The organism is Streptomyces cyaneofuscatus (genome assembly GCF_033109485.1).
GTDB classification, from domain to species: Bacteria; Actinomycetota; Actinomycetes; order Streptomycetales; family Streptomycetaceae; genus Streptomyces; species Streptomyces cyaneofuscatus.
This window is the reverse complement of the sequence record NZ_CP137002.1, coordinates 3,934,887-3,950,779: the sequence shown is the minus strand read 5'-3', so window position 1 is coordinate 3,950,779 and position 15,893 is coordinate 3,934,887. Positions and strand designations below refer to the sequence as shown.

Annotated in this window: 11 protein-coding genes, 2 tRNA genes and 2 pseudogenes; 9 read left to right on the top strand and 6 right to left on the bottom strand. The window is 71.5% G+C overall.

The features are described from left to right. Positions 1-8 precede the first annotated feature (8 nt). Positions 9-4,208: a response regulator gene (locus R2B67_RS17410; protein WP_317819356.1), complete on the bottom strand. Its 4,200-nt coding sequence runs from the start codon at positions 4,206-4,208 to the stop codon at positions 9-11. Positions 4,209-4,455: 247 nt separating this feature from the next. Further along, a complete protein-coding gene (locus tag R2B67_RS17405) occupies positions 4,456-5,007 on the bottom strand; it encodes an SSI family serine proteinase inhibitor (protein WP_018513694.1) in 552 nt (183 codons plus the stop codon). Between the two features lie 298 nt (positions 5,008-5,305). Here R2B67_RS17405 and R2B67_RS17400 point away from each other — a divergent pair. Together R2B67_RS17400 and R2B67_RS17395 are read left to right on the top strand one after the other, a co-directional pair. Beyond that, positions 5,306-5,396, top strand: a tRNA-Ser gene (locus R2B67_RS17400). 224 nt (positions 5,397-5,620) lie between these two features. Then, positions 5,621-5,693: transfer RNA gene (locus R2B67_RS17395), tRNA-Arg, on the top strand. A gap of 227 nt (positions 5,694-5,920) precedes the next feature. On the opposite strand, the pseudogene R2B67_RS36035 reads toward R2B67_RS17395, so the two are convergent. Continuing rightward, positions 5,921-6,250: pseudogene (locus R2B67_RS36035) on the bottom strand (protein kinase); the annotation flags it as partial. A 163-nt stretch (positions 6,251-6,413) separates the two neighbouring features. After that, positions 6,414-7,016, bottom strand: a complete 603-nt coding sequence (locus R2B67_RS17390) for a dihydrofolate reductase family protein (RefSeq protein WP_317819354.1) — start codon at positions 7,014-7,016, stop codon at positions 6,414-6,416. A gap of 251 nt (positions 7,017-7,267) precedes the next feature. Between R2B67_RS17390 and R2B67_RS17385 the strand changes: the two are divergent. Next, a pseudogene (locus R2B67_RS17385) lies at positions 7,268-7,567 on the top strand (hypothetical protein); the annotation flags it as partial. 1,328 nt (positions 7,568-8,895) lie between these two features. On the opposite strand, the gene R2B67_RS17380 reads toward R2B67_RS17385, so the two are convergent. Together R2B67_RS17380 and R2B67_RS17375 are read right to left on the bottom strand one after the other, a co-directional pair. Continuing rightward, on the bottom strand, positions 8,896-10,116 hold the full coding sequence (locus R2B67_RS17380; RefSeq protein WP_317819352.1) for an NAD(P)/FAD-dependent oxidoreductase: 1,221 nt from the start codon (positions 10,114-10,116) through the stop codon (positions 8,896-8,898). 93 nt (positions 10,117-10,209) lie between these two features. Continuing rightward, a complete protein-coding gene (locus R2B67_RS17375) occupies positions 10,210-11,154 on the bottom strand; it encodes an RNA polymerase sigma-70 factor (protein WP_317819350.1) in 945 nt (314 codons plus the stop codon). Between the two features lie 172 nt (positions 11,155-11,326). On the opposite strand from R2B67_RS17375, the gene R2B67_RS17370 reads away from it, so the two are divergent. The 6 genes from R2B67_RS17370 to R2B67_RS17345 all read left to right on the top strand — a co-directional run bounded on the left by R2B67_RS17370 (position 11,327) and on the right by R2B67_RS17345 (position 15,860). After that, the gene (locus R2B67_RS17370; protein WP_317819349.1) at positions 11,327-12,031 is read left to right on the top strand and encodes a signal protein; all 705 of its coding nucleotides are present in this window, start codon (positions 11,327-11,329) and stop codon (positions 12,029-12,031) included. Positions 12,032-12,064: 33 nt separating this feature from the next. Then, positions 12,065-12,400 (top strand): hypothetical protein, encoded by a 336-nt coding sequence (locus tag R2B67_RS17365; RefSeq protein WP_317819347.1) that lies wholly within the window; start codon positions 12,065-12,067, stop codon positions 12,398-12,400. A 225-nt stretch (positions 12,401-12,625) separates the two neighbouring features. Next, a complete protein-coding gene (locus R2B67_RS17360) occupies positions 12,626-13,234 on the top strand; it encodes an excalibur calcium-binding domain-containing protein (protein ID WP_109978690.1) in 609 nt (202 codons plus the stop codon). 88 nt (positions 13,235-13,322) lie between these two features. Then, positions 13,323-13,961 (top strand): hypothetical protein, encoded by a 639-nt coding sequence (locus tag R2B67_RS17355; RefSeq protein WP_317819346.1) that lies wholly within the window; start codon positions 13,323-13,325, stop codon positions 13,959-13,961. A 70-nt stretch (positions 13,962-14,031) separates the two neighbouring features. Continuing rightward, a complete protein-coding gene (locus R2B67_RS17350; RefSeq protein ID WP_317819345.1) occupies positions 14,032-14,934 on the top strand; it encodes a DUF2797 domain-containing protein in 903 nt (300 codons plus the stop codon). 41 nt (positions 14,935-14,975) lie between these two features. Beyond that, the gene (locus R2B67_RS17345; RefSeq protein WP_317819344.1) at positions 14,976-15,860 is read left to right on the top strand and encodes an amidohydrolase family protein; all 885 of its coding nucleotides are present in this window, start codon (positions 14,976-14,978) and stop codon (positions 15,858-15,860) included. Positions 15,861-15,893: the final 33 nt, after the last annotated feature.

The following is a 15,893-nucleotide window of genomic DNA, read 5'->3' as shown; positions in this document are numbered from 1 at the left end:
GTGCGTGGTCAGTTGGTGCCTATCTTCGCCAGCAGATCGACGATCCGGGACTGCACCTCGTCGCTGGTCGACCGCTCCGCCAGGAAGAGAACGGTTTCCCCGGAAGCGAGCCGCGGCAGCTCCGAGGGGTCCATCCCGGCCGAGGTGTAGACGACCAGCGGGGTGCGGTTGAGCTGGCCGTTGGCCCGCAGCCAGTCGATGATCCCGGCGCGCCGACGACGTACCTGCATCAGGTCCATCACCACCAGGTTCGGCCGCATCCGGCCCGCCAGGTCGACGGCCTCGCTGTCGGTCGCCGCCCGGGCGACCTGCATCCCGCGCCGCTCCAAGGTCTGCGCCAGCGCCGCCGCGATCTCCTCGTGCTCCTCGATCAGGAGGACACGGGGCGGATGCTGCTCGCTGTCGCGGGGGGCCAGCGCCTTGAGGAGGACGGCCGGGTCCGCACCGTAGGCGGCCTCCCGGGTCGCCTGCCCCAGCCCGGCCGTGACCAGCACCGGGACCTCGGCGGCGACGGCCGCCTGGCGCAGCGACTGCAACGCCGTACGCGTGATGGGCCCGGTCAGCGGGTCGACGAAGAGCGCGGCGGGGAACGCGGCGATCTGGGCGTCGACCTCCTCACGGGAGTTGACGATCACCGGACGGTAGCCGCGGTCGCTGAGCGCCTGCTGCGTCGGTACGTCGGGGGCGGGCCAGACCAGCAGCCGGCGCGGGTTGTCCAGCGGCTCGGGCGGCAGCTCGTCGTCGAGGGGGCGGGGCTGGGGCCGGTTGGCGACCTCGACCGCACCGCCGGGCCCGTCCAGCGGCTCGGGACCCTCGGCGCCCTCGTCGGGTGCCCCTATGGCGTACGCGCGCCCCTCGGCCACCGGAGGCGCCAGCAACTGGCCGGAGCCCGGGTTGGTGGGGTCGGTGGGCCCCTGCCCCTCCGAGGACTGGGGCTGGGGCTGTTGGGGCTGCTGGGGAGCTGAGGGCTGCTGTCCCTGGGTGCCCTGAGCCGTGGCCGGGTCCATGCCTGCGGCGGGCGGCGGGGCCGTGGGGCGCTCGCCCTCCGGCGGGGCGGAGAGCTTGCGGCGCCGGCCGGCACCGCCGAGGCTGTGCTGCTGGCTCGGCGGGGCGGGGGCGGGCTGGTTCTGCTGCTGGGTGAGGTGCTGCGCGAACGGCACCCCCTGGCCCAGCGTCCGCACGCTGAACGCGCGCCCCTGGGTGGAGTCCGGGTTGACGCCCGCCATCGGCTCCTCGGCGGGCAGCGGCTGCCGCCGCGCGTCCGGCAGCGGAACGCCCGCGCCGGAGTCGGCCGGATGCGCCGCCGGGACGGCCGCGGTGCCGGTGGTGTGGGCGGTCTGCCCGGTGCCGGTCGCGTGGGCGGTCTGCCCGTTGTCGCCCCAGGACCGGTCGTCCGGTGCCGCGTCGCCGTGGAGGGGTGCTTCCTGGTCCGGGGCTCCCGCCCAGTCGGCCTGCGGCGCCACGGGATGGGCCTGCGGGGGCGTGTGGCCGGCCTCGGGGGCGGTGCGCCCGTGGTGGCTGTCGTCGCCGGACGGGGGTACGGGGGCGGGGCCCGGTGCCTGGACCGACGCGGGGGCGGGGGCCGGTGCGGTGGCCGACGCGGTGGCCGGGGCCCGGTCCGCGTCGGCGGGCGGCAGGGCGAAGGCCGTACGCGGACCGGGCTCGGCGGCGGTGCGCTCCTGGGCGGCGGCGAGCGCGCGGCGGGCCCGACGGCCACCGGGCTGCTGGGCCTGGGCCTGCTGAGTCTGGCCGTGCTGCCCGTTCTGTCCGTTCGGGCCGTGCTCCGGGCTCGTACCGCCGCTGCCGGCCGCGAGGGCGGGGAGGGCAGGGCGGTGCTCGCCCTCACGCCGTGCCCGCCGTCCGGCGGGCGGTACCGGCTGCTGCGGGTCCACCGGTACGCCCTGCGGCGGCACGGTCTGCCCGCGCTGGGGACGTCCGGCACCCTGGGCACCCTCGGCCGCGGTGACGACGGAGCCCTCGGACGGCGCGGAGGACGCGGCGGAGGTCAGCGCGAGGGCCTGGCGCTGCGGCTGCTGCTGAGCTTGCTGCTGGGCGATCTGAGGCGATCCGGTCTGAGGCGATCCGGTCTCAGATGCGATCTGCGGCGGCCCGATCTGCGGCGGCCCGCTCTCCGCACCACCGTTCCCCCCGGCTTCGCCTCCGCCTCCGACTCCGGCTGCGACCGTGCCCTCCGGCCCGCTCTCCGCCGGGCTGGGCCGTCCGCGCCTGCGCCCCGACCCCTCGCCCTGCTGGGCCGGGATCAGCTCGGGAACCACCTGCTCCTCGTCCGCGGCCGGACCACGGCGCGCCCGGCGCCGCCCGGTCGGCTCGGCGACGGGCCCGTCCCCGGGGCCTGCCGCTCCCTGGCCCTCCGCGACGGCGGCCTCGGCGTCGGGTGCACCGCCGGGGCTGTCCAGGAACGCGTCGGTCGACGACCGGCGCGCCCGGCGCCGCCCGCCGCTGGTGACCCCCGGAGCCCCGACACCCTCGGACGGCGCGGGCGGCGGGGGCGGAGCCAGGGAGGTCTCCACCGGCACCTCAGGGGGCACGATGGCGCCCGAGCCGGCACCGATCGGGATGTCGAGGACGTACGCGCTGCCGCTCATGCCCGGCATCTCGTGGGTCTGGAGCACACCGCCGTGGGCCTGCACGATGCCGCGCACGATCGGCTCGTGCACCGGGTCTCCCCCGGCGAACGGCCCGCGCACCTCGATCCGTACGACGTCACCGCGCTGGGCGGCGGCCACGACGACGGTGGAATCGACGTATCCGCCGCCGGGGACGGCCCGGGTCTTGCCGGTCGAGTCGACACCGCAGACGTCCGCGACGAGATGGGCGAGGGCGGTGGCGAGCCGGACCGCGTCGACCTCGGCCTCGATGGGCGGGGCGTGCACGGCGAACTGGGCGCGCCCGGGGCCGATCAGCTCGACCGCCCCGTCGATCCCGCCCGTCACGATCCCGTCGATCATCGCGGGGGCCTTGTGCAGCCCTTCCACGCCCGCGTCGAGGCGCTGGTAGCTCAGCACGCTGTCGACGAGGGTGGTCATCCGGGCGTACCCGGCGGCGAGGTGGTGCAGGATCTGGTTGGCCTCGGGCCACAGCTGCCCGGCCGGGTCGGCGGCGAGCATGGACAGCTCACCGCGCAGCTCCTCCAGGGGCCCGCGCAGCGAACCGCCGAGGACGGCCGTGAGCTGGGAGTGCTGGGCGCCCACGGAGGCGAGGAGCTCGGCCTGCGCCTCGGCCTCGGCGGCGTACCGCTCGGTCCGGTCGGCGAGCTCGGCGGCGTGGGCCTCCTTGAGCGCCTCCAGCTCGGCCGCGTGCGCTTCCTTGAGGGCGGTGACCTCGTCGGAGTGGCTGGTGGTCAGCTCGGCGACGACGTTCTTGTGCTGGGCGGAGAGCTCCTCGTACGGGCGACGGTCGGTGAACGTCATCACCGCACCGACGAGCTGGTCCCCGTCCCGTACCGGCGCGGTCGTCAGATCCACCGGCACCTGAGCACCGCTCTTGGACCAGAGCACCTGCCCGCGCACGCGGTGCTTGCGCCCGGACTTGAGGGTGTCGGCGAGCGGCGACTCCTCGTACGGGAACGGCTCGCCCTCCGCACGCGAGTGCAGGATCAGCGGGTGCAGCTCCTGGCCGCCGAGGTCGCTGGCCCGGAAGCCGAGGATCTGGGCGGCGGCGGGGTTGACCAGGACGACGCGCCCGTCCGTGTCGGTGCCGACCACGCCTTCGGAGGCGGCGCGCAGGATCATCTCGGTCTGGCGCTGCGAGCGGGCCAGCTCGGCCTCGGTGTCGACGGTGCCGGAGAGGTCCCGTACGACGAGCATGAGCAGCTCGTCACCGGTGTAGCTGGAGTGGATGTCGTTGTACGCGGCCTGGCCGCTGTCCAGGCTGGCGCTGGTGACCTCGACCGGGTACTCGTGCCGGTCGGTGCGGCGCGCGATCATGCGCGTCGGCTTGGTCCTGCCCTGCTCGTCCGCAGCCTCGGGCCGGCGCATCGATCCCGGGATCAGCTTGGAGTCGAACTCCGGCAGCAGATCCAGCAGCCCGCGACCGACGAGCGCGGTGCCCGGGGTCTCGAACATTTCGAGGGCGATGGCGTTGGCGTTGACGACCGTGCCGTTGCAATTGACGAGCAGAAGCCCGTCCGGAAGGGCATCGAGTATGGCTGCGAGGCGAGCAGTGCCTCGGGATGGCCTGCTGCTCACGACGACGCTTCCTCCCTGATTACCGCACCTTGCCGACAGCGGGCCCCATCTTGCCCCTCGGGCCGCAGACTGTCACTGGAGGAGTCTAAGGCCAGGGGAGGGCCCGGGGGCGGCGGATGAGGGGGAGCTCTCACCAAGGTTCTGTGCACGGCGTGTACGCCGCCGGCCTATGACGTGAGCGTCCGCGCACCCTGTGACGTGCGCGGACGCGGTACGGCGAGGGCGTCGTCGAAGATCGCCGACGGCTCTATCGGAGATCGGGGAGCACCGGAACCAGGTTGTTCCAGCGCGCGATCTCGCAGCCGTCGCCCCGGGTCACGGTGGTGTCCACGGCCCGGCCCTCCCAGGTTCCGACGATGCGGGCGGAGGCGTCGCCGCCGTAGATCATGGTGCACATGGTGCCCTGGGGCGCCGGCTGGAACAGGTCCTGCCCCGCCCGGGTCGCCCCGACCTCCGCGAGCCGGTCACAGGCGCCCTGCCGCTCGGGGTGGGTGCCCCCGGTGGGCCCGCAGGTCAGCTCGAACGTCCCGTCGGCACCGGCGACCCCGGAGCGCTCCACGGTCACGGTGAGCCGGGTCCGCGCGGCGGGCTTCTCCTGGCCGACACCGCTGCCGCCGTCCAGGAACGAGGGGAGCGGCGGGAGCGGCACGGGCAGCGGCCCGAGGGCGGGGAAGGCCGAGGAGAGGGGCCCGGCGGTGGGCACGGCCGAGGGCACCGGGCCGGTGGCGGTCGCGGCGGGTGCTGTGGTGGCCAGGGCGGCGAGCGATACGACGGCGGCGAGAGCGAGACGGCGCAACATGCGGGCTCCTGTATCTCCGCGTCACGGACGACCGCGGATGCGACGGGTAGTCGAGTCGGGCGGCCGGGTGCTGGACGGCGGGCCGACCGCTCACGGCCGCACCCGGCCGCTCCCGACCGGCGGAGGCCGAAGCCTCCCCGCCTCTCTAACGCCTCTCCCGCCCGGACGTTGCGCCACCACGCCGAAGTGCTTTGCCCTGGCCCCCGCATGGCTAGTAACCTGAGCGGCGATTGGTGGCACGACGTTCGACTGTGTCATCATCTGCACGCACCACTCGCGTCCGCGCGAGGTGTGTGGAGGAGGCGTCGCCTAGTCCGGTCTATGGCGCCGCACTGCTAATGCGGTTTGGGTCTTAAAGCCCATCGAGGGTTCAAATCCCTCCGCCTCCGCTCCACCCCGAAGCCCCGTGCCCCTGGCACGGGGCTTCGGCCGTTCCCGGAGCGTGGCCGTCCTGCGCCGGCGGACGGCGCGGTCAAGGGGGCGCCCGGGATCGGCCTCAGAAGAGCGTTTCCGCAGGTCAGAGGCGGTGCGGGCAATGGATTTCGCGTCACGGCGCAGGTCATGTAATGTTGTTCCCGCAACGCCGACCAGGCAGAAAAGCCCGGAACGCCAAGCACTCGTAGCTTAACGGATAGAGCATCTGACTACGGATCAGAAGGTTGCAGGTTCGAATCCTGCCGAGTGCACAGCAGGCCAGAGGCCCCGGAGAAATCCGGGGCCTCTGCCGTTTCAGGGGCGGACAGCAGCGACGTACAGCAGACGTACAGCAACCGTGTCAGCCGACCCCCGCCTCGCCTGGGACGCTTCGGGACGATGCCGGCGGGCCGGCGAGGCTTAGCGCAGTGCCTCACGGACCTCTTGGATCGTGGGCCGGTCGCCGGGAACCGGACTGAGCATGGTGTCGATCAGGTCGCCCAGCGGGTACGTGCCAGCCTCCGGCAAGAGCGAGGTCGATGATGTGCGTGCGCTCCGGCCCGATGATGAAGTGGGCGGGCTGTACGTCACCGTGTGCCCAGCCCCTTGTGTGAAGCTCGGCCAGCGCCTCGACACAGCCCAGTGCGACGCCGGCAGGCGGTTCGGCGGGCGATTCCTTCGCGCGGCAGGGCTCCCACAGCCGGTAGAGGTCCGGCCCTTCGTGCCACGGCTGGAGGTTCCACGTTCCGCGTTGCCACTGGCCGTACGCCAGGTCGTCCAAGCCGAGGCGACGCAGCACGGCCCCCTCGCGTGCGGGGGCGAGCGCGGTAGGGCCGGTCGGCCCTACGGTCAGCCGCAGTCCGCGTCGCACTGTTGATAAGGATGAGCACAGACCTCAAAGCCTCGGCCTCGTACGGGCGCCGCCCTCAGTGTCGGCCGGCGCCCGTCGCCTTGACGCGGTCGTTGAGGCTTCGCCGACCTCGTCGGCAGGGTCAGGTCTGGTCGGTGGCGCGCGTATAGGTGAGGAAGAGCGCTCCGCTCTTCAGGGTTGTGTGGTCTGTGAGTTCCCAGCGGCGCGGTTCGAAGGTGGACTTATGAGAAAAGAGCGGTATTCCGGCACCGATAGTCAGTGATCCCACCTTGAGGATCAGCTGATCGATCTCGGCATACAGAGCGTTGGCCAGCTCCGCGCCACCGATCAACCAGATGTCCTTGCCGTCCTCTTGCTTCAGCTCTCGCACCTTCGCCACTGGATCATCAGCTACCAGCTCGACGGCAGGGTCCGGGCTCTCATGCAGGGTTCGTGAGAAGACGAGATGACGCAGGTGGGGATAGGCATCGGTGATCCCGGCCGCGAGGCCGATCTCGTAGCTGCGTCGTCCTTCGAGGACGGTGTCGAAGCGCGTCCCCTCGGCCGTGACGGACAGTGCCGCTCGGGCTGGAGCGGGCAGCGTCTCCGGGTACTCGGTCACGATGTGCTGAAGGTAATCGTCAGGAATGGGCCAGAAGCCGTTCGGGCCGGTGGGATCGGCGCCGTCCGGTCCGGCGATGAAACCGTCGAGCGTGGTGGCGATGTAGTAGACGAGCCTGCGCACGGATGGCCTTTCGTCGATTGGCTGCGATGTGCGGCTCGAAGCGACCGTTTCGTGCAGAATTGACGGCCCCCCGATCGCATGGCGATCTTCGCACAGGCTGTTGGGAGATTCCGAAGGTCGCGCATCGGGAGTACGAATGCGAGCACTGCCGGAGGCTGAGCCTCAGGTGCCCTGCGGCAGCGCTCCATTCCTGGGCCGTCTGTGGGCCGTCCGAGGGCGGCCGACGACAACAGATGGCGACAGTCGACAACTTCACCGAATCCCTAAGCCTGGCCAAGGCCATCGGTGACCACCAGTTCATGGCCGATGTCCTCGCCTGCATGAGCCTCCAGGCCACCTACCACGACAAGCCCGGCGACGCCCTCGCACTCGTCACAGCCGCTCAGGACCAGGCCAGAGCGCCTGCGGGGACGACGACGCGCGTACTGGCCATGCTTGCGATGCGCGAAGCCCTCGCCGACGCAGCCCTCGGCAACCACGGCGCGACCCACACCGCGATCTCGGAAGCCCACACCCAGTTCGGCCGGATCAGCACCGGCGATCCGGACCCAGGCAAGTTCGCGTCACACTGACGCATACGAGAGATGCATTCGGCGGGGGAGGCAGGAGACGGATCACGGGTCAGCGAAGCGCTCACGCCCCGACCGATCTGTAGTGCACCGGCTGGTGCTGGCAGAGGCAGCATGCAGAAGTGAGAGGAACGCTCCCCGAGCCCACCCGGCGAACGGCCGAGCCGACGCAGGCGTCGCCTGGAGTTGTTACAGGTTTCGCTACGTCATCAAGTGCCCGTGCGAGGCGCGGGCTGGCCCCTTGGGCCCGGCCCTCTGTGCCTTCGGCACCCAGGCCGGGCCCATGGGGCCGCAGCGAACTACGGCCCCTGAGTCGAGAACCAAGCCCGCGGCTTCACGAGGATGCCTCCGGCGAGGGCGCTCAGACTCCGGGATGGAAGGGGTGCCGTTCGCGAGTGCGGGCCGGAGCGGGGCGAGCGTCGTGGGGCTCCCATCCGGACCACCTTCGACCCAGGCAGAGCCGAGCAGTCGCGGCCCAGGGCGTCAAGGTCGTTCGTACAGTGGCGCGCTCCACCTTGACGCCCTGAACCACGACCGCTCCACAGTGTGTGGGTCGAAGGCGGACGGGATGGGAGCCGAGGTGAGTGGTGGGTTGGCGTGGTTCGGCTACTGGGAGCTGCGCATGTCACGTGATCTGCAACACGCCTAATTGCGAAAGAAGTTGCACTCTATGCCGACATTGCACCCGGTTCAAAGGTGGTATTCGTTTAATGGATGTCAGCGGCATGTGCTAAGTACCCGACGAATTGGCAGTTCAGAGCCTCTAACTCAGACCTGCCGGTCTGCCCCAACCCCCCACAATAGGCATGTTGGTGGCCCTCTTTTCCTCAACAAGTTCCGGTTGGCTTCTCCGCCACGGCAGCCCTCAATATGGGCACAGGAAAGCCCGCCCGCACCGCAAAAGCCTGCAAGCGCAGCGGTGGGGCGGGCGGTGAACCAATGGAGGCTCATCTATGAGTTTGACCCGTGCACCATGGGAGCTGTCAAACCCCCCTGCTCGGAGGCGGCTTGTCACCGTGATCGCCGTCGTGATGATCACGTGGCCCACGCTGGGAGATTTGATCGGAGCGTATGCCGATGCTGCCGCAGTCGCGGCCATGCTGATCACGACCTGGGTACACCAGCGGAGTACCGCAACCTCAGTTGCCTTCCCCGTCCGCTATCGGCTCTCCGGGGCTTCGTAGCGGCTGGTATGGCCGTAGCTGACCGATCCGGCTAGAGCTACGGATCAGAAGGTTGCAGGTTCGAATCCTGCCGAGTGCACAGCAGGCGAGAGGCCCCCCAGGGGAGATCCTGGGGGGCCTCTCGCGTTATCCGGCGTTCGCGGCGGTGGGGTGCGGCAAGGGGGTCGGTCCCTGTACGACGCTGAGGCGGCGGGTGGGCTTGGCGAGGGTGGGGTTGGCTACGCCCCAGGCCGCGCCCTTGCAGACCAGTTCCTTGTAGAGGGCGGCGGTCTTGCCGGTGAGGGCGGCGGGGCGGGACTGGTCGTCGGCGGTGACGTACTGGATCAGGCCGTCCTTGCGGCCCAGCGAGATGCACTGGTTGAAGTAGCGCAGCGGGACCGTCGTGGGCTTCGTGCCGGTGAGGCGGGACGCGATGGAGTCGGCGGCCTGCCATGCGGTGGGGACGCCCGAGGCGCACGACATGCGCAGCGGCTTGTTGTTCGGGCCCGTCACCAGGGCCGCGTCGCCGATGGCGTACACGTCCGGGTGGGAGACCGAGCGCATGGTGTTGTCGACCTCGATTCGGCCCGTGGTGTCGGTCTTCAGCGCGGTTGCCTGCGCGATCGGGTGGACCGCGAAGCCTGTCGTCCAGATCGTGACCGATGCGGGGATGACGGAGGACGCGGTGGTGACGTGGTCCGCGGCTACGGCGGTGACCGTCGTGTGTTCGTGGACCGTGATGCCGAGCCTGTCGCAGACCTTGTGCAGGTGGCGGCGGCCCTTGGGGGAGAGCCAGTCGCCGAGTGCGGCGCGGGCGGCCAGGGCCACGTCCAGGTCCGGGCGGGCCTCGGCGATCTCCGTTGCCGCCTCCAGGCCGGTGAGGCCGCCGCCTACTACGACCACGGGCTGCCCGGCGCCCAGGGCGGCCAGGCGCTCGCGCAGCCGGAGTGCTCCGGGGCGGCCGGCGATGTCGTGGGCGTGTTCGGCGGTGCCGGGGACGTCGTGGGTGTTCCAGGCGCTGCCCAGGGCGTACACGAGGGTGTCGTAGGTGAGTTCCTCCCCGGCTGTGGCGTCGGTGGCGGTGACCGTGACCGTCTTGCGGTCCACGTCTACGGCCGTCACCCTCGCGAGCCGCAGCCGGACCCCCGTACCCGCGAACATCTCGGCGAACGGGCGGGGCCTCAGCTCCTGGCCGACCGCGAGCTGGTGCAGCCTGACCCGCTCCACGAAGTCCGGCTCGGGGTTGACGAGGGTGATGGCGACGTCCTCGCGGCGCAGCCGCCTGGCGAGGCGGCCGGCGGCGATCGCTCCGGCGTATCCGGCTCCGATGACGATGATGCGGTGCTGCGTGAGCTGCCTGACCTGCATGTCCCGACTCCTGTCTCGCGCGGTTTCGTCCCTTGAACCGGGCAGCCCGCTGTTTCCTGACAGGTGGAGTGTGTGACCTGCATCACAGGGTGGTCAGAAGGCGTGGAGCAGGGGCTCTCCGTGGTCCGTGGCCGCCCACTGCCTCGTCGCGCGTTCGAGCTTGTCGGGGTTGGCCTGGCTGCGGAACGCGGCGATGCCCTCCGCCGTGATCTCCACGCACAGGACGCCGATGACCCGGCCGTCGAGGACGACCACGACGGCCGGGGCGCCGTTGGCGGTCGTGAGGTGGACCTCGGGGGAGCCGCCGACCAGATCGCGCTTGGCCTTGCCGGGCTTGAACAGGCCCCGCATGAACTTCGCGACCGCGAGCGCGCCCTGGCACGGCTTGGTGCGCGCCGGCACCTTCCCGCCGCCGTCGCCGATCGCGACGACGTCCGCGGTGAGGAGGCGGACGAGCGGCTCGGTCCGGCCGCTGGTGGCGGCCGTGAGGAACTCCTCGACGATCCGCCTGGCTGCTGCCTCGTCGATCTCGGTACGGGCCCTGCCCTCCGCCACGTGCTTCTTGGCGCGGTGGAAGATCTGCTGGCAGGAGGCCTCGGTGATGTCGAGGATCTCCGCGATCTTCCGATGCGGGTAGTCGAACGCCTCCCGCAGCACGTACACCACCCGCTCGTTGGGCGTCAGGCGCTCCATGAGGGTGAGGACGGCGTACGAGACCGACTCGCGCTGCTCGGCGGTTTCGGCGGGGCCGAGCATCGGGTCCCCGGCGAGCAGCGGCTCGGGCAGCCACTGGCCGACGTACGACTCACGCCGGGCGCGGGCCGAGGTGAGCTGGTTGAGGCAGACGTTGGTGAGGACCTTCGTCAGCCAGGCCTCGGGGACCTCGATGCGGTCGATGTCGGCGGCCTGCCACCGCAGGAAGGTGTCCTGCACGGCGTCCTCGGCATCGCTCGCCGAGCCGAGCAGGCGGTAGGCGATGGCCTCCAGGCGGGGCATGGAGGCCTCGAACCGGTCCATGTGGGTCCGCGTCAGAGCCATGGTCCGGATCCTACGCTCGCCGGTGTGTGGAGCCTTGGGCATGCGGGGCCTTGCCGAGGAAGTCAGGCTCGCGGCCCTGTCGGTAGGGTGCGCGCCAACGGTTTCGCGCTGCGCCGGGGGGTTCTGGCAGCCGCTCGGTGAGTCAGGGGGACGTATGAGATCCACGTGGGCAATGGGGCTTGCCGCCCTGGCGGTGGTTTCGGCGGCGGGCTGCGGCCCGGCCATGACGACGGCGGGAGAACCGGTTTCCGCCTCGGCCGAGTTGCAGGGCAAGTGGTGGACGTGGGCGGCGTCCGAGCCGGAGGAGACCAACCCCGTCGCCGACGAGGACGGAAGCGTCTGCGACCGGAATCAGCCGGAGGACGTCTGGTTCCTGGCGGGTACCTTCGGTGGTGAGGTCGAGCGCGCGTGCACCGTTCCGCAAGGGCGGCCGATCGTGTTTCCGCTCGTGAACCTGTTCGGGAGCGCGCAGGACTGCCTGGCTTTCCTGCGTGATGCGGAGGGCACCGCGCTCCTGGACGGCATGCCGGTCGAACCGGAGGTCTACGCAGGCGAGTCGATCACCGTGCAGGGGCTGGAGGGGAACGCGATCACGGGAGAAGCGGGGCGCTTCACCACCACGGGGTGCGGCCTGTGGGTCCGATTGCCCGCGCCGGGGCCGGGGCAGCACATCCTGAAGTTCAGTGGTCGGTCGACTGGTCTTTCGGTCGGCGCGGAATACCGGCTGACCGTCGAGGAGTCGTCCGGGGCGCCGTCCGGGCAGCCGTCGGAGGAGGCGGCCGGGCAGCTGCCGGAGGAGTCGTCCGGGCCTGGGCAGGCGATGCTCAGGCCGATCACTGACGCGGCACCCGTCGCGGACGAGGCCCGGCTGTTCTGACGAGCATGGAGTGGAGAGGACACCAACCCGGTGATGGATGCGGTGCACGGGGTGCTCCTCGTGGCGGGAGGGTTGCTGGTTGCCGTCGTCGGCGGGCAGTCGTGGCGCAGGAAGAGTTCTGCGCCGGTGCCGGCCGGCCCGTTGTGGGTGGTGCGGTGCGGGACCGTCGGCTGGGTGCTGATGGGGTGCTCGGTCGCGTCCCTCGGCGGGTACTCCCTGGCCGGGAGTGAGGAGGACTGGCCGCTGGGTCCGGTGCGTGGCACCGGTCTGGTACTCATGCTGATCTCGACGGCGGTGGGGGTCGTCGTCCAGTTGCGCAGGCGTTACGCGGCCCGGCGGGGTGGGCGGGACGCCCCTGGCCGCGTGTGAGGGCCCTCCGACCAAGATCGAGGGGCGGAGGCGTCCGGCCGGGAGGAAGCTGGAAGGGATGGTCCTCCTCTCGGGGCTCCTCGGCGAGGTGATGGCGTGAACAGGCTTGTTCGGTCGGGGCTGCGGAGCGCGGGGTGCGCTGTGGTCGTGGGAGCTGTCGGGATCGTCGGGGCCGGGGCGTGTGCCGGGAGTGGTGGAGCCGACGGAGGGGCCGCCTCGACGTCCGTGGCCGCGCCTGCCTCCACCTCCTCGGCCCCGGCCGAGGTGACCGCCACGGTGACCAGTACCGTCACCGCCTCCCCGGAGAAGAGGCCGCCCTCCCCGGAGAAGAGTGCACCGCCTCCGGCGCCGTCCACGTCGAGTGCCCTGGGCGCGGAGGCGACCGTGGTCGCCTACTTCGACGCCATCAACGCCCAGGACTACCGGGCGGCTTGGGAGCTGGGCGGTAAGAACCTCGCCGGCGATTACGAGACCTTCGTCGATGGCCTCGCCGGGACGGAGCGCGACACCGTCCGGATCCTGGGCGTGGCAGGGGACACGGTCCGGGCGGAGCTGGAGGCGCTCCAGAGCGACGGCAGCGTGAAGCTCTTCGAGGGGACGTACACCGTTCGTTCAGGGGTGATCACGTCGGCCGAGGTGCGGGAGGTCGAGGGGCCGGAGGAGGACGGGACCACGCCGAGCGACGAGCCGGAGGCCTCGCCGTCCCCGTCGTACGAGAACTGTGATGCGGCGGAGGAGGCCGGGGACGCGCCCCTGTACACGGGTGACCCCGGATATGGGGACCATCTCGATCGGGACGGTGACGGGGTCGCCTGCGAGCCGTACATCCCCTGAGCCGCCGCGCCCGCCGCATCAGGGTCCGGTGCCGGGGTAGCCGGAAGGGCACGGGGCGTGATGGGCGCGCCCGGCTCGGAGGTTACCGATGGGGTCGAAGGAGCACGGCCAGGTGCAGCGGTGGCAGGACCGGTGGTGGGCGGTGGGGCTGCTGGTGCTGGTGGTGTGGGTCGGCATCCGGCTGGCCTTCGACGGGTGGTCGGGGTGGCCCGGCATCCTGGTCGGCGGGCTCGTCTACGCCGGGTTCATGACGTGGTTCGTGATGCGGCGCCGGCGCCGTGACGCCCGGGCGGTAGGGACCGATGCCGCGCGTGTGCCGGAGCTGGAGCGGCGTATCGCGAAGAACGGCGAGCTGCCCGAGGACCCGGCCGAACAGGCTGCCATGATCCGGCTCATCCGGCGCCGGGAGGAGAAGCTGCGGCGCAACCGGTGGTGGGCCTTCCCGCTGCTGGCGCTGATCTTCTTCGGGACCCCCATGTTCTGGTTCGCCGCCGGGAACGTGGGGGCGGGCCTGTGGGGGCTCGCGTTCGGTGCCGCGTTCCTGGGGTGGATGGTCTGGTTCAACCGGCGCTTCGTCCGCCGGATGGCCGCGATGCGGCAGCGGATCGAGGGTGTCGGTACTGAGGGTGCCCGTATCGAGGGTGCCCGTATCAAGGGTGGCGGTGTCGAGGGTGGTGAGGGGCGCCTCGTCGGTGGTGCGGAGGGGCTCGCTCCCGGGGCCCGTTAGCCTTCGCGGAGGAGTGAGGGGCGGCGTCGTCGGGGTTGTCCGGGGCGTGGCGGAGAGAGGCGGAGTTCGCGTGGCCTTCGGGTGGCGGTGTACCGGGGTCGCGTGGCCGGGGGATGTGCCGCAGCTGGGGTGGAGCAAGGGTGCCGAGCGGCGGGTGAGCACCCTTGCGTACGGGGTCGGGCTCGGGTTCCGCGCGGTGGGGGAGCGGCACTGTGTGGGGGCCCGGGGGAACGCGTGCCCGCTGGGGGCCGTGGTGTCCGTGCGCAGTACGGGGGCCCGGTGCCCGGAGTGTGCGCGGCTGGACCGGGCCCACTCGGTGGCCGCCGATACCTTGCTGGACGACCCGCGGACGTACCGCGTCTATCTCGCCTGGTTCGGGCCCGGCCTGGTCAAGGTCGGGATCACCCGCGAGGAGCGGGGTGCCGCGCGGCTCCGCGAGCAGGGGGCCGTGGTCTTCAGCTGGCTGGGGCGCGGGCCCCTGATGGCCGCCCGGCGGACCGAGGAGGTGCTGCGGACCGCCCTCGGGGTGCCGGACCGGATTCCGTACACCCGCAAGCGGGCCGTGCGGGGCCAACTGCCGGGTGAGCGGGAGCGGTTCGGTGAGGTGGTGGAGTTGTACGGGCGGGCCGCGGAGCTTGAAGGGCGCGGGTGGCCCGAGTCGTTGGAGCGGCTGCCTCTCGACGTGGTCGATCACGGCGGGATCTTCGGGCTGGACCGTGCTCCCCACGCCACGCGGTCGGTGCGTGAGCTGGTCGACGGGGGCTTGGTGCAAGGTGAGTTGGTGGCTGCCGCCGGGCCTGATCTTCATCTGGCCGTGGACGGGGGCGAGGGTGGGCGTGGTGGCGTGGTGGTGCTGGATACGCGGCTCATCACCGGGTGGGAGCTCGCTGCCGTGGACCCGGCCGCGGCGAACGATGTACGTGTCCCTCTCGTCGACATCGGGGGTGGGGGCGTGCAGGGTGGGTTGTTCTGACCTTGCCCCGTGAGGGCCCGTCGACCGGTGAGGAGTTGGGTGTGGAAGACGGCACCCTTGACGTCGTGCGGTTCTGGGAGCGGCTCGGGCTGCCCGGCATCATCGACGTGCACACCCACTTCATGCCCGAGCAGGTCCTGCGCAAGGTGTGGGCCTACTTCGACTCCGCCGGGCCGCTCACCGGGCTGGAGTGGCCGATCACCTATCGGTACGAGGAGGAGCAACGGCTCGCCCTCATAAGGTCGTTCGGGGTGCTCCGCTTTACCTCCATGCTCTACCCGCACAAGCCCGGCATGGCCCGCTGGCTCAACGACTGGGCCGTCGGCTTCGCCGCCCGGGTGCCCGACTGCCTGCACACCGCGACCCTCTTCCCGGAGGAGGGCGTGGAGTTGTACGTGAAGGAGGCAGTGGAGGGCGGGGTGCGGGTCTTCAAGTCGCATCTCCAGGTCGGGGACTATGACGCCAACGACCCCCTGCTGGAGGGAGCTTGGGGGTTGCTCGCGGAGGCCGGGGTGCCGGTGGTCATGCACTGCGGGTCCGGGCCGGCGCCGGGGAGGTTCACCGGGCCCGAGCCGATCGGGCGGCTCCTCGCGCGTCATCCCCGGCTGCGGCTGATCGTGGCGCACATGGGGATGCCGGAGTACGCGGAGTTCCTGGCGCTGGCGGCCGCGTACCCGGAGGTGCGGCTCGACACGACGATGGCGTTCACCGACTTCAGTGAGGGGTTCACGCCGTTCCCGGGCGGCCAGAGGGGGCGGTTGGCCGATCTCGGGGACCGGATCCTGCTCGGGACGGACTTCCCCAATATTCCGTATCCGTACGTCCACCAGTTGGAGGCGTTGGAGCGGCTGGGGCTGGGGGATGAGTGGCTGCGGGCCGTCTGTTACCGGAACGCGGAGGCGTTGTTCGGAAGCCCCGTAGCCTGACAGCCAGGGCCCGCTTTCTCAGGCAATTCACAG